14 protein-coding genes and 1 pseudogene are annotated in these 15,019 nt (G+C 49.4%); 3 read left to right on the forward strand and 12 right to left on the reverse strand.

Going from position 1 to position 15,019, the window contains the following annotated elements:
- Window positions 1-88: 88 nt before the first annotated feature.
- From AC0LWM_RS24065 to AC0LWM_RS24085, 5 genes and pseudogenes are all read right to left on the reverse strand, one after another.
- Window positions 89-319, reverse strand: coding sequence for a hypothetical protein (locus tag AC0LWM_RS24065; RefSeq protein WP_474677549.1), 231 nt, complete (start codon window positions 317-319; stop codon window positions 89-91).
- 403 nt (window positions 320-722) lie between these two features.
- Window positions 723-1,295, reverse strand: a pseudogene (locus tag AC0LWM_RS24070) (transposase); the annotation flags it as partial.
- Window positions 1,296-1,320: 25 nt separating this feature from the next.
- The gene (locus tag AC0LWM_RS24075; protein WP_474677550.1) at window positions 1,321-2,919 is read right to left on the reverse strand and encodes a glycosyl hydrolase family 28-related protein; all 1,599 of its coding nucleotides are present in this window, start codon (window positions 2,917-2,919) and stop codon (window positions 1,321-1,323) included.
- 33 nt (window positions 2,920-2,952) lie between these two features.
- The gene (locus tag AC0LWM_RS24080) at window positions 2,953-3,126 is read right to left on the reverse strand and encodes an S-layer homology domain-containing protein (protein WP_474677632.1); all 174 of its coding nucleotides are present in this window, start codon (window positions 3,124-3,126) and stop codon (window positions 2,953-2,955) included.
- A gap of 827 nt (window positions 3,127-3,953) precedes the next feature.
- Window positions 3,954-5,843, reverse strand: coding sequence for an ADP-ribosylglycohydrolase family protein (locus AC0LWM_RS24085; RefSeq protein ID WP_474677551.1), 1,890 nt, complete (start codon window positions 5,841-5,843; stop codon window positions 3,954-3,956).
- Between the two features lie 121 nt (window positions 5,844-5,964).
- Here AC0LWM_RS24085 and AC0LWM_RS24090 point away from each other — a divergent pair, with 121 nt between their 5' ends.
- Window positions 5,965-6,870, forward strand: a complete 906-nt coding sequence (locus tag AC0LWM_RS24090; RefSeq protein ID WP_474677552.1) for a helix-turn-helix domain-containing protein — start codon at window positions 5,965-5,967, stop codon at window positions 6,868-6,870.
- A 395-nt stretch (window positions 6,871-7,265) separates the two neighbouring features.
- On the opposite strand, the gene AC0LWM_RS24095 is transcribed toward AC0LWM_RS24090, so the two are convergent.
- The 5 genes from AC0LWM_RS24095 to AC0LWM_RS24115 all read right to left on the reverse strand — a co-directional run bounded on the left by AC0LWM_RS24095 (window position 7,266) and on the right by AC0LWM_RS24115 (window position 9,688).
- Window positions 7,266-7,685 (reverse strand): tyrosine-type recombinase/integrase, encoded by a 420-nt coding sequence (locus AC0LWM_RS24095; protein WP_474677553.1) that lies wholly within the window; start codon window positions 7,683-7,685, stop codon window positions 7,266-7,268.
- 156 nt (window positions 7,686-7,841) lie between these two features.
- On the reverse strand, window positions 7,842-8,594 hold the full coding sequence (tatC, locus tag AC0LWM_RS24100; RefSeq protein ID WP_474677554.1) for a twin-arginine translocase subunit TatC: 753 nt from the start codon (window positions 8,592-8,594) through the stop codon (window positions 7,842-7,844).
- A 17-nt stretch (window positions 8,595-8,611) separates the two neighbouring features.
- Entirely contained in the window at window positions 8,612-8,890 is a 279-nt protein-coding gene (locus AC0LWM_RS24105) for a twin-arginine translocase TatA/TatE family subunit (RefSeq protein ID WP_474677555.1), read from the reverse strand.
- 313 nt (window positions 8,891-9,203) lie between these two features.
- Window positions 9,204-9,383 carry a glycosyl hydrolase family 28-related protein gene (locus AC0LWM_RS24110; protein ID WP_474677633.1) on the reverse strand — a complete coding sequence of 60 codons (180 nt, stop codon included), beginning with the start codon at window positions 9,381-9,383 and terminating at the stop codon, window positions 9,204-9,206.
- A gap of 71 nt (window positions 9,384-9,454) precedes the next feature.
- Window positions 9,455-9,688 carry an SIS domain-containing protein gene (locus tag AC0LWM_RS24115; RefSeq protein WP_474677556.1) on the reverse strand — a complete coding sequence of 78 codons (234 nt, stop codon included), beginning with the start codon at window positions 9,686-9,688 and terminating at the stop codon, window positions 9,455-9,457.
- Between the two features lie 252 nt (window positions 9,689-9,940).
- On the opposite strand from AC0LWM_RS24115, the gene AC0LWM_RS24120 reads away from it, so the two are divergent.
- On the forward strand, window positions 9,941-10,723 hold the full coding sequence (locus AC0LWM_RS24120; protein ID WP_474677557.1) for a DeoR/GlpR family DNA-binding transcription regulator: 783 nt from the start codon (window positions 9,941-9,943) through the stop codon (window positions 10,721-10,723).
- A 138-nt stretch (window positions 10,724-10,861) separates the two neighbouring features.
- On the opposite strand, the gene AC0LWM_RS24125 is transcribed toward AC0LWM_RS24120, so the two are convergent.
- The gene (locus AC0LWM_RS24125) at window positions 10,862-11,308 is read right to left on the reverse strand and encodes a MarR family winged helix-turn-helix transcriptional regulator (protein WP_474677558.1); all 447 of its coding nucleotides are present in this window, start codon (window positions 11,306-11,308) and stop codon (window positions 10,862-10,864) included.
- 165 nt (window positions 11,309-11,473) lie between these two features.
- On the opposite strand from AC0LWM_RS24125, the gene AC0LWM_RS24130 reads away from it, so the two are divergent.
- Window positions 11,474-12,961, forward strand: a complete 1,488-nt coding sequence (locus tag AC0LWM_RS24130; RefSeq protein WP_474677559.1) for an MDR family MFS transporter — start codon at window positions 11,474-11,476, stop codon at window positions 12,959-12,961.
- A gap of 570 nt (window positions 12,962-13,531) precedes the next feature.
- Here the strand turns inward: AC0LWM_RS24130 and msrA are convergent.
- Entirely contained in the window at window positions 13,532-14,524 is a 993-nt protein-coding gene (gene msrA / locus AC0LWM_RS24135; protein WP_474677560.1) for a peptide-methionine (S)-S-oxide reductase MsrA, read from the reverse strand.
- Window positions 14,525-15,019 lie beyond the last annotated feature (495 nt).

Consider the following 15,019-nt stretch of genomic DNA (forward strand, 5'->3'; position numbering starts at 1 on the left):
GTTTTTTCAAACACAATTATAAAAAGACGCTATCAACAGACAAGCACTTCTCAATTTCCGCTTTAAAAATCCGACGGCGCTCGATATCTCATAAATTTTCATATTCGTTTCCTTGAACATCGCTTACGCTCGCACCAGCTTGATGCGGCCTATATAATCGGACACCCCTTCCCCCGAGATCTTTTTGTAGAGGCGTGACAAATATTTTGGAATTGTGTCCAATCATATCGCCAATCCGGTCAAGCGAGACATCCCCATTCAAATGATCATGGATATATGCCTGGATTTTATTTACTATCACATACGCTTCCTGCTCCATTCCCTCCCTCAATAAATTAATGTTTTCTCCGTTTTTCTCGCTGTTTCGCATGTTTCCATCTTTGACATCCGAAGCGCTTGAGGATAATACTTGACGAAGAGTGAATATATGGGTTCGACCTTTTGACGGGAATAGAGGTGGTGGTCGCCTCGTTTTAAAAGCCGTATGGTCGCATAATGGATCTCCACATGAACCCTTGCGGTTTACCCTCCCATATCTCCCTGGGTCGATGCCCTTACATTCCTTCGTTCTACCTCTCAAGGGGTGGAGGCCAGGTTAGCTCCTTTACGGGGTCGATGCCCTAATGGAATAGATTTCTCCCAGCCTATCCGTGCTTCGTTTGTCAAAGATCAACATGTGCATAAGCGATGAAACGAAAAGTGAGTTGCTAACTGTGAAATAATTAAGCAACAGCTTGCAATTGTGCCTCCCGATGGGGGCCGAGCACCTTGCTGGCGTCATATTCCTTCTGTTTGCGGCCTAGCTCAAATAATACGCGAATGAGCTTGCCCACGATCGCGATCATCGATTGTTTCTTCTTCAGCGGATTATCCCGGCGTGTCGTGAAGTACAGATGTAGTGCACGGAATTCCGGGTTCTTGGCGACCAGCGTTAGTGCCGCCCGGAACAGTAAGGCCCGGAGGCGACAGCGACCACGTTTGCTGATGGTCGTTTCCCCTTTGTGAAGCCCGGAGCTTTTTTCCCGCAGGCTGAGACCGGCGTGACGCACGACTTGCTGGCTGTGGTCATAACCGCTCAAGTCACCGATTTCCGCCAGGAATCCTGCCACGGTGATGAGACCGATACACGGAATGCTCATCATGTGGGTGGCGCCTGGAATCTGTTCAACCAGACCTGCCACAAGCTCCATCAGTTGCTCGATCTGCCTGCACAGCATGGCGTACTGCTCCAAATACATGGCTAGCTCATGCTTGGCCGCCGTCGCGCCTTCTATGAGACCGATCGTCTTGCCTGCCGAGCACGAGCACCGAAGGCGTTTGTTAAATTAATCTTATCTCGCCAACCACATTAGAAATATCTCCAATGGTTGCTCCATTAATTTGAACCAATCCATCCACAACACTGATACTCAAATCTGTAGATAAAACCATCCCAGTATCAGTATGCTTATAGAATTTTGAAAATGAAAAACTTCCTATAAATTCACCAGTTATAAAAGTTGTGATTTCAGGAGAACCGCTAGTAATAGCAAGATTTACATATATTCTTTGTGTTTGTGAATTAACAATAGCAGTTTCAAGTTGTAACGTTGAGTTGTTTAAATTAATCCATTTAAACCCGTTCTGTCCGTTCATGCCTGCCGTATATCTTCCAGAATAGTTTCCTGGAATATATTTATTGTTTACATTTCCAATAAAACCTGCAAAATATCGTTTAGATTGCACATCTATATTACTTCCAAATTCATTGGGTTTAACATTTAGTTGGGATAAATCACCGGTAACGAAACTTAGTAGTTCTACGGATATTCCTATACCGTATAAATCTTCTTTATTCTTAATAATCCTTGAATTATCTGGAATATTTTTAAATACTACACTAGAATCAATTCGAATATTATTGGCGGGTAACGGCTTGTATTTTAAGAAATACATATTTGGGCTACTCACAAAATTTACATAACCGCCTAAAAACTTCACACCAAAAATATAATCATTAAATTCATAACATAAATCATCAATATTCTCATTATAACAAGATTCTATAATTAGATCGTTTACTTCTGAATTGAATTGTGCCCCAATTCTAAGACCCTCTATAGACATTTCTTTAAATATGCTTGCAGTTAGCAAACCGTTAAATTGGTAACCGATGTCTGAGTTTGTTGCTGATAATTTTGTAAATGCACATAGATTATGTTCACCACTAAACTGAAATCTTACTCCCACTTTTCCGCCACCAGAATATGAAGCATCAATCCCAATAAATTTAGTATAGAAATTATTAAATGACTGTAAAAATACTTCACAAACATGAGTTGCAATGGATCTTATCTCGCAGCCCTGATGCCAATCTTGAATTTTCAACATCGGCTGCTTTAAATATCCAACTTTAGAGGATATCGTAAAGTTCTCAAGCACGGTTTGAAATGTATTTTTAAACATTGCTGGTGTTCCATAATTACTTTTCAGAACACTATTTTCGTCATAATATCCAGATGTAAACAATGTTACATCTTTGAGCATTACAAAATCCGCATTACCAAAATCAATCGTTATCTTTCTATCTTTCGTAAAAGTATTATCAAATAACTGCGGGATAATTATTGTTTTGCTTATAGCATAGTTAACAGCAGGTGATCTTATGCTGTAATTATTTTTAAATGCATAGATTAAAGTCTTCTGTATTGCTTCCGTATCGTCAGTTACACCATCACCTTTTGCCCCAAATTGGAAAGGTGTTACGAATTGATCGCGTGGATTTGCAAACGCTTTCATTCCCGTCCCATTCATAATCGTGCTTGCGGTGAGAGCGGCTCCTGCCATTCCCAGAGAAGCCAGCAGCTTCCTTCTGCTGATGATGCTTTTTTCTTTTTCTTCGTGCGCTTCTGTTGCTTCCGTTTTTTTTTCCTCCAACATGCCGCATTCCTCCTAATATCGGGGTCACAAAATTTAATTTGATAAATGCTGCGGAAGCAGCCTCTTGATCACGGCGGCTTCCGCTCGGGTTGCATGCTCGTTCGGGGCAAAACGCTTGCTTGTGACGCCGTTCATCAGTCTGGCTTGTACGATTTGTTCGACAGAGACTTTCGCCCTAGGGCTAATTGCGATACACGCTTGTTTAATTCTGGCGTTGTTGTGCCGTCAACAAGATAAGCACACATGATAGGAATAACCCAAGTAATATACTATCCAGACGAATACTTGCGGACGGTTGTCATGCAGTTGAAGCGGATGTTCGATTCACAGCGGCAGGCCATGGAACAAACGGCGAAACTGGTTGCCGATACAGTCACCTCTTTTCAATCAGACTGTCAATCAAAATTATGTTTCTTTTTATGATTGAAAGATATAACTTTCTTTCGAAAATTATAACGAAAGACTATATAACGTATAATATCAGATAACCACAATTTAGTAAATAGAACTTTCGATATGCACAAGAATATTTTATGATTTCGTATTTTTGCTTTCGTTTTGTTTGCATATGTATTTGTTTTTTCAGGCCTGTTAAATAACCAGAAATTGTAACCCGAACAACACTAACAGGTGGGGGCTGTTTAGGATGGAAGTTCGATGCGAAGTCGCAAAGGTATTTGTAACTTCTCACTTTGTTTGTCACTTCGTCATATATCCGTTAAAACCCGTTCTTACACATTACAAACCCAATAAAATAAAGGGCTGTGAGTGTGTGAATGTGTGAATGTGTGAAATTTTATTAGTGACAGGAAAAGTGAGACGAAACCCTGAAAAGACTGCGGAAGTTGATAAACAGGCATGAAACTGCTGTTTCCCTCGGCGCGAACAGCGGCTTCAGCCATTCATCCAGACATTCGCGGATCAACTCCGGCTTTATTCATTCGATCAACGTACATATGAGCATTCAAAAACCCGAGAGCGAGCACAGCCGCTCACCCTCGGGTTATCGATTTTCAACCTTCTACAATCGATTTTCAAACAAAGAGAATGTCCGTGAAGTAGAAGTAAGAGCCCGGCACGATCTGCGCGTACGGGGCGACCGGAAGGACGTACACATCGAGCGGGCGTTCATCCGTCTTCTCGACTTCGATGTCGAGGTGATGCTCGCCGGCCGGAACCGTCAAATGCACGATCTGGCTTTCCGGCGCACGATGATACGCGGGCATGAAGACGGTCGTCTTCTGCGAATCGATGACCGCCTCACCATTCCATAAAGCCTTAACCGGTTGGGTAGTCGCAACGATCAGGCGAAGCTCGCGCCCGCTCGGAATCGACACGGTCGCGGACGCACGGTAAATGCCGCGTTCGCCGCTAGGCGCCACTTCGGAGAAGTCGATCCGGTTGCCTGAGCATACGACGGCTCGCTTCTCACCCGCAGGTCCCTCCACCGTCCATTGGGAAGCGGCAACGAGTGAGAACGTCACTTTCTTCGTCTGCCACAAATGTCCGTTATGCAATCGGTTGATCGCCAAAGTCAGCTCATAACTCGGCAATACGCGATCATCCGCCTTAACCGTGATATCCCACTCAAGCGTCTGCCCCGGCGCCAGCTCGTAAGACCGCTCTCCCGGCCCCGTCCAGCATGTGGGAACCGCGACGGCCAGCTCGCCGACCCACGGCTCGCGCGAGCGATTCGTCAGCCTGGCGGCGATCGTCTTCTCCCCGCCGCGGCCGATGGACGGCCCTTCCGCGCCGTAATCGAGCGTCAGCTCCAGCCCCTCGGCACGCACGGACCCTTGCGGCAGCAAGTAGCGGTTGCCCGTCACCGGCTGCTCCCACAGGTATCGCGGATCGTACGCGTCGCCAAGCGCGCCCTGTGTGGATGCGATGGCAGTGGCGTCGGCCGGCGCGATCGACACGCCCGTATTCCATACGGCCAGCACCTCCTTGGCCGCCGCCATCGTGCGGCTCGTCAGCTCGTCCAAATCGGCCGGCGCCGGAAACCCTTTGACCGCCGGGCTAACAACGATGCGGTCTCCGACCGGCTTCACCCATTGCTCAGGCAGCCGGTCCGGGCCATCGATGATGCCGAGTATAGCGCCGAGCGTCGCTCCGGTGCAGTCCGTATCGAATCCGCAGTTGACCGCCTTCAGAATCGCGTCGCCGAAGTCTTCGCCGTATAGCCAGCCGAGAATGGTGAAGGCGATATTTTGCGGAGCGTCGGTGAAGTTGTCATTGCCGTGTGCGTCCAGAATAAGCTCCCTTGCCTCGACCCATGTCTTGCCTTGCGCATGCCATTCCAGTAAATCTTTAACCGCCTTCGCCGTTCGGCACGATGGCGGAATGAAGCTCAGCCCGATGTCGATCAGCCGGCTGCGGTCGCTTTCCACGAAGGCCGCGCTTTGGATAGCCGAGAAGAACATTTCGCCATACACGCCTTCTCCTCCGGCATGGTCGACGATCGCATCCTGATAGGCGTAGTAGGCGGCGACGCCGGGAGCGGCGGGAGCGACCATCGCCCATATTTCCGAACGAATCGGCGATCCCATGCAGTTCGCGAACGGGTTCCCGAACGATCCGGACACCGGCGGCAGCAAGCCCCGCCGCAAGTTCGTGAGCGCATACCCGTACTCGTCGAACGGGAAAAACACGTGCTCCACCCACTCCTGCCCCAGCTCCTTAGCCGTCAGTCGCGCCCCGTATTGCTCCAGGGCATGCAGCCAAACAAGCTGCAGGTCGAGATCGTCATTCTCAAGCGGACCTTCCGGCAGCTTCGAATAGAACGTCAAATCGAGCAGCTCCATCCGGCCCTCGAGCGGAGCGCCCAACGTGCCTCCGATATTTTTTCCAAGCCAACCGCCGTACACTTTCCGATAATACTCTTGTTCGTTTAGCACCGTTATGGCAGCGTTCGTCTTTTGCATCCGCGCATTCTCCTCTATAATAGTAGTAATGGAACCGGTTCCCACCCATTATAGTGGCGGGCGGTGAAGTTCCTCCATGTACACGACTGCGATCTATCCTCGGAAAAAGGGAGCGGAAGCCATGCATTACGCGTTATCCCGATCGGCCTTTCTGGACGTCAAATGGGCTCAGATCCATAAAATAAATGAATCGTTCTCCGTCCAGCAGCATTACAATCCGTATTTCGAGCTGATTGCGGTTACCGAGGGGCCTGTATACTTGCAGGCTGGCGACGAAAAGGTCGTCCTCCATACCGGGGACACGTTCCTGCTCGGTCCTTGGGAGCCGCACAAGGGCTGGAAGTCGGAGGCGAATGCAGGGGAGTTTTATTGGGTGCAGTTCGCGGCTTCTCCTGCGCTGCAGCCGTTCGATTTTGCACAGGACGAGGACAAGGGTAAAAGTCGGGGCTTAGGCGGCCCCTATGGCCCATCCGAGCTGAGGACAGCCCCTTCGCTTCAGGACGAGACGATGATCGTACCGCGGCATTTTTGCTCGTCCGGCCGTTTTCAGTTGCTCAGTCAGTTCGAGCAGCTCGTGAAGGAGATGGAGTCGGCCAAAGGGTATTACCGTTACCGCGTGTCGCTGTTGCTCGGCTCGATGCTGGAGCGGCTCGCCAGCGACATGCTCGAGCACGTCAGGCCGGAGGTATCGTTGCCCGCTTCATACGTCACGTACCGCAGCACGGTCAGCTACATCGACAACAACTATCAGCGGCCATTAACGAGTGATTCCTTCGAGAGAGTGCTGGACCGCAAGTACGAATATTTGTGCGGCGTGTTCAAGAAGTACGCCGGCATCACCATCGGCTCGTACATCCAGCATCTGCGCATACAGCGCGCCAAATATTTGCTGCACGCGTCGAACAAGCCGATACAGGCAATAGCGGCGGAGGTCGGAATCGACGATCCGTTTCACTTCAGCAAGCTGTTCAAGAAGCTCGTCGGCTCCTCTCCGACGGAGTACCGCGGCCGCGAGCGTCAATCGTGAAAGGGATTGCCTAGACTTACGTCGATTCGGGTGCCGGTTCGGTTTCCGTCTTGGATTCGACCATAATGCTTACGGACACCAGCGCCGTTATTTGGCCTCAAAACCGACTTTTTCAAATCTAGCGGTCACCACAGCCGTTATTTGTCTGATATCAGGTTCCTCTCTTTACTTTCTCTGTTCCTTGAGCTTGACTCGACCATTCAACCTGATCTCCGGGTCTTTTTTCTCCCGCAGCCCTCAAATTTAATTTCAAAATCCCCAAAGTATCACAAGATACACTTCGCCCCAAAATCCATCCCCAGGACTGCGATACTTTTGAAATCAAATAGACGAAAAGGCCGAGGATTCTTTCCCTCGGCCTTCCCTTGAATAAATAATGTAATCATTTTTGTTATCTAAAAAAACCGACGGTAGAGTTCGCGTCGACGTTCCCCGCGCAGCTGGGCATAAATTTGAGTGGTTGACGCTTTTTCATGCCCCAACGTGCCTTGAATGAAATCTAATGGTGCTCCGTTATCAAATAGCTGACACGCATAGGTATGACGAAAGCGATGCGAATATACATTTGCTACGACCTCTCCTCGATCTGCAATCCGTTTTAATGCCCACCTAATCGTTGGAATAGCCATTCGTCTTGTTGGATTAGTATCAGTTACAAAAAAGGCCATACAGGAATCCTCACGGCTCGCGAGGTACTTCTTCAACCACACTTTACACTCGGTTGCAAAATAAACCTCTCTCTGTTTTGAACCTTTGCCATTTACAATAGCAGAGCAATTCTTCCAGTATAGGTCCCGTTCCCACTGGCAATTCAAAATAGCGATATGTCATATATATCCTAATTTTATTTGACCCGAAACTATGCCTGACAGTCAACAAAAAATGGAGCAGCTACCGTAGCGCACTGCTCCACTCTCGTTCCCGCCGTAATATGAAGTCAGCCAGTTTTTACTGATTGACCACCCTTACCTTTAGTGGAGAAGTTCCCCCAATGCCTTGTCCGCCGCGAGCTGCTTCCGGTAGACCAACTTGGACATCAGAACGCTGAACTCGTACAGCAGCAGCAATGGCACCGCTACGAGAAAATCGGAGACGAGGTCCGGGGGCGTTACGATCGTCCCTATCGCAATCAGCACAAAATACGAGAGCTTGCGCATTTTCTGCAACCTCTCCGGGTTAAGTATGCGCAGCCTCGTCAGGAACATGATCACGATCGGAAGCTCGAATAGGAGGGACATCGGGATGAGGATGTTGAACATAAACGAAAAATATTGCGACATCCCGTACGTCTCCGTCAGCTCCATATGCTTCGCGACATTCGTCGTAAAGTACACGGCCATCGGAAAAACGACAAAATAGGCAAACGCCAGCCCAAGCAAAAACAACAGCAGCGCGCCCGGAATATAACGCAGCGCCGCACTCTGTTCTTCCTTGCGCAATCCCGGCTTCACGAACGCCCACAGTTGATAGAAAGCAAACGGGAGCGCGACGATCAAGCTGATAAAAAATGCAAATTTCATATAAATGCTGATTCCGTCCCACAGTGAAAAAGCATGCATCGAGATTCCTTTAGCCGGCTCCACGGATCTCAAATATGTATAGATCGGGTCTGCGCCAAAAAAACCGCCGACCATCGCCAGTACAAGCACGACCAGCACGTAGATGATCCGCTTGCGCAGCTCACCGAGGTGGTCGACCAACGTCATGTCTTGTTTTTTGGGCATCGTGTTCACCTTTTCAGTCAATCGGGCAATCTGCTGTTGTCGTTGTTAGCGCGGCGGGCTTCGGCCTGAGGCTCAATCATCTGCGTCCGTGCCGTTTCTTTTGGACCAACTTCTTTATGGGCATGCTTTTGTCCATCGTTATCGTCGTTGGACATCATGTACTTGGCCCCGTCCTTAAACTCGCGAAGCGTGCGTCCGAATGCGCGGCCAAGCTCAGGCAGCTTGTTCGGCCCAAACAGCAGCAGTGCCAAGATAACTAACAAAATGGCGCCTGTTACGCCAATTCCGTTTAACATATTCGCTTCCTCCTTCATACTTATATAGACTCTCAATATTCTGAACGGTAATGCTTTGGCTCCGAGCGACGAGCAAAGCGTGACCACCTTTTTCGATGCAGAAGTTCGTTCGGCCGTCACCCCAGTTCTCACCGAAGCCAGCGTCGGAATCCCCCAACTTTAGCTTTTGCTTTCAATACGCAGGTTTCTGATTTCCATCATGCTGCATTGGTCAATCGCAACTGTAGTATGAAAATAGCTTTTGAATTCCGTCGGTCCTTGCCCAGAAGGATGCAGCCAGGAGGATTCACCGCCCCCGAAGATGCTAACCTTATTAATCCCCTGAATAATAAGCATCCGGAATCAATGTATACTCTCCCTGGGGGAAGTAGAGGCTGCTTCCGTCATCTAAAGCGGTAATTGATTTCCATATACTAGCCGTATCATCCGTAACGCCATCTCCACTGGCGCCAAAAATTCTGACATTGATAACCCCGTCAAATATGATTCGTATTCCGCGTTGTACGCGCTTTCATTATAGCATGAGCTATTGAGAAATGAATGGACTGAATTAAACCCCTCTGCCTACAAATAATGAATCTGGTTCCGATTGATCAGCGCGAATCCCCCAGCCCGATAAAACAGCTCCTGGGCCATAATACTTGAATGGGAGCACCCGAATATAAACACCGATCCGTTCCGCTCAATCGTATCGGCAAGCAGCTCCGCCATTTGTTCCATGGCCTGCCGCTGCGAAGCGTACATTCGATTCAATTGTTCCGCGATCGTCTGCGAGTAGTCATCTATGACCCCATACAATCACCTCTTTCTGATTAGAATTTACGTTTTCCACGATAATGAAAGTAATAACTTTCTTTTCGAAAGCTAATTAGAAAATATTCACTTGGATAATATCAAAATTATCGGATTTCGTAAACATAATTTTCTTTTGTATTTGTTTTTTGAAACCAATATGTTAGAATGTGAAAAACAACTCCGCTTTCGTTTTTCTTTCGTTTTAAGCGATTAGCTGGTTTTCCGAGGCTTATTCCATATCAATGGGGGATTTGAATGAAGACATTCCAGAGACGACAGGAGATTTTCCAGTATATTTCCGTCAAAAAAAACGTCAAAATATCGGAATTGAAAGAAGTTTTTCATGTTTCCGAAGTCACGATCCGCAGCGATCTTGATTTTCTGGTCAGCCAAGGCAGAGTCGAACGGTCACACGGAGGCGCCACTTTTATCGACAACTCGACTCCGGTAGAAGGCATTTTGCCGCATACGCCGCTGCTTGACGCCAAAATCGCGATTGCCAAAAAAGCCGCCGAACTAATCGTTCCCGGCGACACGTTATTTCTGGATTCGAGCGCAACCTCGGTCGTATTGGCTTCCCAGCTTGGCCCGGATTCGAACATTTCGGTCATTACGAATTCGCTGCCGATTATCAATTTGCTGAAGCTCGCTCCGGGCATCAGGCTGTATGCCATCCCGGGTTTATATAATCCGCTCACAAACTCGTTTAACGGACCGCTCGGGGAAACGTTCATTAGCCAGTTGAAAACGTCAAAAGCTTTTATTTCGCCTAGAGGCATTCTTGTCGAAGGGCTGCGAGACCTTACGGCGGACGAAGCCGCCATTCGCAAAGTCATGATCGAATCGACGAAAGAAGCGATCATCCTCGCCGATCACAGCAAGTTCAACAATTTTGAGGTATTGTTCCAGATCTCCGATTTCAGCCGCATTTCAGCCGTCGTTACGGACCGAACGCCGGAAAAACAGTTTTTTGACATTTTTAATAAAAAACAAATCGGCTTGATCACAACAGATTCCGCCCAATTGCAGGAAGCATAGAGCTCGGCGGAGATGATCTTACAAGCCGCAAAATCCACTATCGGCATTTGATATGGCAAAATCGATCGCCCCCTTGGGGGCTCAACCGATGAATGCTGTAGAAGGTGCTTTTTTTATTAGCCTATCTTTCGCCATCATTCAGTTCATCTTGGCGATAATCGATTTAAACTTGGAAAGGCAGCCGTTTAGCTCCGTCAAATCCGTTTCTTCCAGAGATTCCAGCTTGTCGCGAAGCTGATCGGCAAAGCATTGGCATATGTTTCGGCAATAACGGTCGCCCTCTTCCGTAATGTCGAGTTGAATGACACGCCGATCCTCCTGGCTTGTTTTCCGGTCAACCAGTCCGAATTGCACCAGCTTATCGACAAGCGGCGTCATGTTCGGCCTCGAGATGTGCAGTTGGCCGGAAAGCTCGGATACCGTCGACGTACGCATTTCGAACAGCCTCATCAGCACTTCCATATTGGTTGGAGACAGATGATACTCCATCTGATCTACTGGAGGCGCCTTGAATACTTTTTTATGTAGAAGCGGGAATACGGTCATAAATTGCTCTGTAATCGCTTCCAATAATTGTTTGTTCAAAAAAATTCACCTTCGTTTACATGTCTTGTTAGAGGTATCATAACACATCCTTTTCAAAATAGCTATTGACTTATAAATGTTATGATTGTATAACTAATATGGATATATAACATTTTGGATGGAGAAGGGATTACATATCGTTTTCCCTAGGAGAGGGAGGTCAACATGTCTACGGCTTCAAAACCAATTCAGCCTGCAAGCGGCGAAATCAGCTTAAAGACGATTGCGCTGCCGCTGGCCGCCATTATCGTCGGGATGTTCATGGTCATTCTCGACGGCACGGCGATGAACGTTGCGCTCGCTGGATTAATGAACGATTTTCAAGCTTCGCTGACGGTCATTCAATGGACCGTTACCGGCTATACACTTGCCCAAGCGGCGGTTATCCCGCTATCCGGCTGGTTATCCGACCGGTTCGGCGCGAAAAATATTTTCCTGATTTCGATCGCGCTCTTTACGATCGGCTCCGCGCTTTGCGCCATGGCGACAAACGCCGAGCAGCTCGTCATCTATCGCGTCATTCAAGGCCTTGGCGGCGGCATGGTATCGCCGATCGCGATGGCGTTTACGTTCCGACTTAGCCCGCCGGATAAAGTCGGCTCCGTCATGGGGATGATCGGCATTCCGATGCTGCTTGCCCCTGCGCTTGGTCCGGTTGTCGCCGGCTGGCTCGTCGATTACGCAACATGGCATTGGATCTTCCTGATCAATGTGCCGATCGGCATCGTCGCCGTGTTCCTCGGCTTGCGTACGCTGCCGAAGATCGACCGCCAGTCGGTTCCGGCGCTCGATTGGCTCGGCATGATCTTTGGACCGCTCGCGTTCGCTGCGCTTGCCTACGGCGTTAGCTCGACCGGCGGCGAAACAGGCTCCGGCAGCGGCTGGACTTCACCTGAAGCGTTGACCGGCATGGGCGTTGGGCTTGCGTCACTGCTTATCTTCATCGTCGTGGAGCTTCGCCGTCGCCAGCCTTTATTGGAGCTTCGCGTATTCGGCTCTGGCAATTTCACGCGCGGCATCATCGTCTCCTGGATCACCCAGATGGCGCTGATGGGAACGATGTTCCTCGTGCCGCTTCTGCTTCAGCAAACGATGCATTATACCGCCTTTGAAACAGGCTTGATGCTCATACCGCAGGCGTTAGCCGCAGCGGTCTTCATGCCGATCGGCGGCAAGCTGTACGACAAGATCGGCGCAAGACCACTCGTCATCGTAGGGTTGATCATTATCGGAGCCGGCGTCTTCATGCTGTCGCAGTTCGGCGCGGACTCCAAGCTGATCATGCTCATCATCCCGCTTGTGATGCTGGGTGCCGGCATGGGCTTGTCGATGATGTCGCTGAACACGCACATCATCCAATCGGCTCCGCCGCAGCTCGTCAGCCGCGTCACGTCGCTGACGGCAGCCGCGCAGATGGTCATCTCGTCCTTCGCCGTCGCCGGCTTCTCCAGCTTGCTGGCGAACCGCATTACGACGTACATGGCGGAAGCGCCAGGACCCGACGCGGTTTACAAGGCTTACGGTTATGTGTACATCGTTGAGGCGCTTATCGCCGTCCTCGGCATCGTGCTCGCCATTACTTTGTCGAAGCCGAAACGCTCTCCGGAGTCGACCGGGGATAAAGTCGAAGTTCCGATCATGGTGGGACACTAATCGAAGATAAGCTTTTCTCTGCCAAGGGCAGACGATTTCCCGTTGCGGGCGCCGTCTGCCCTTGCTTTATTTTGGTAACGTATTGCGGAATTGCGAATGTGGATGGTGAAGTGAGTGTGCATATGGCGCGGGTGACGAAGCGGATAACGGTGCGGATGTGGTGCGGGTTCCGGTTCGGATTCGGGTGCGGATGTCCGGTTGGTTCCGGTTCGGATTCGGGTGCGGATTGCAGTGCGAGTGCTGGTGAGAATGCGAAAAAGTTCAGTTCCTCCTCCTGCTGCATGGGGTGATGCATCGATATGTTGCACACGGTACAACATTATCCGAACGGACTGCTTCCTCCTGAACGTGATCTTGCACCCAGTACAACAATTCAAGCAATCGTCGCTCGTTATCGCCGTTATTCCTGCACCAGATACAACAATTGCATCGAATCGGCAAGTTGGATGCAATATTGTTGTATCTGGTGCAAGCGATCGTAAATCAAACCTTAGCTTACGGAAAACAAATATTCGCACGCGAAAAAGAACCTCGCAGCAGCAAGGTTCTTTTTCGCTTTGCTCTTTGCTTTTATAAATTCCCTTCGAACAACTTCTTATATTGCCCGTAACCTTGGCTCTCCAGCTCATCCTTCGGAATAAACCGCAGCGCCGCGGAGTTGATGCAGTACCGCAAACCCGTTGGCCCAGGGCCGTCGTTAAACACATGGCCCAGGTGGGAATCCCCCTGCTGGCTGCGCACCTCGGTACGCACCATGAAGTGGCTCAAATCGCTATGCTCGGTCACGCCGGCATGATGCATCGGCTTCGTAAAGCTCGGCCAGCCGCAGCCGGAATCGAACTTGTCGAGCGAGCTGAACAGCGGCTCACCCGATACGATATCGACGTAAATGCCTTCTTCCTTATGGTCCCAAAATTCGTTGCGGAACGGCGGTTCGGTTGCGCTGTTCTGCGTCACCTCGTACTGCAGCGGCGTAAGCTCCCGCTTCAACTGCTCGGTATCCTTCGCCATTTTCCAATGCTTGTTGATGAACGCATCGCGTCCCGAGCCTTTCCGGTACATCTTATATCGTAAAGGCTGCTTCTTGTAATAGCCCTGATGATACTCCTCGGCCTCGTAAAATGCGGAAGCCGGTTCGATCGGCGTCACGATCGGCTTGTCGAACCGTCCGCTCGCCGCAAGGGCTTGCTTGGAAGCCTCCGCGATTTGCCGCTGGCGCTCGTTATGATAGAAGATGGCGGTCCGGTAGGACTCCCCGCGATCATGGAACTGTCCGCCTACATCGGTCGGATCGATTTGCTGCCAATATAACTCGACTAACTTCTCATATGGGAAAACCGCAGGGTCGAACGTAATTTGTACCGCTTCCGTATGGCCTGTCGTTTCCGAGCAGACTTCCTCGTACGTCGGGTTTTCTTTATGCCCGCCCGTATACCCCGACACGACCTTGACGATGCCGGGCATCTCCTCAAACGGCGATACCATGCACCAAAAGCAGCCTCCGGCAAAGGTTGCGAGCTCATAAGCCGGTTCGGTCGCGTTGTTCTTGATTTCCTCTTGCATGGGAAACCCTCCCTTCATTTCTTTCATTTTATCAGAACCGAGATCACGGTTCAAAATGTGCCTTGGATTGACTTGTTGTACACTCTAGAAGGACAAAACGCCTCATTTGTCCGTCTAAAAGCGGACACCTTACATTACACTCCAACCCTACCGAATGTCCTCCTATTACGGACAAATTTGTTATATACGTTGTATCTGTACGCACACGACGGACAGTACCATTATTTCCGAATCATATGTCTGTGTCCACTTTTCAAAAGACATTTTTCAAAAAAAGTCCGCTCCATACGGACATCAACCAAGTTCCTTCAAGTTCCTTCAAGTTCCTTCAAGTTCCTTCAAGTTCCTTTAAGTTCCTTTAAGTTCCTTAAGTTCCTTAAGTTCCTTAAGTTCCTTAAGTTCCTTAAGTTCCTTCAATTTCCTTCAAATTCAACTTATGGCCGACATCCTTCTCTTAATCGAAAGACGCAGGAAACTGTTTCCGCTGGAAAGCGA

This window comes from Paenibacillus sp. sgz302148 (genome assembly GCF_056120465.1).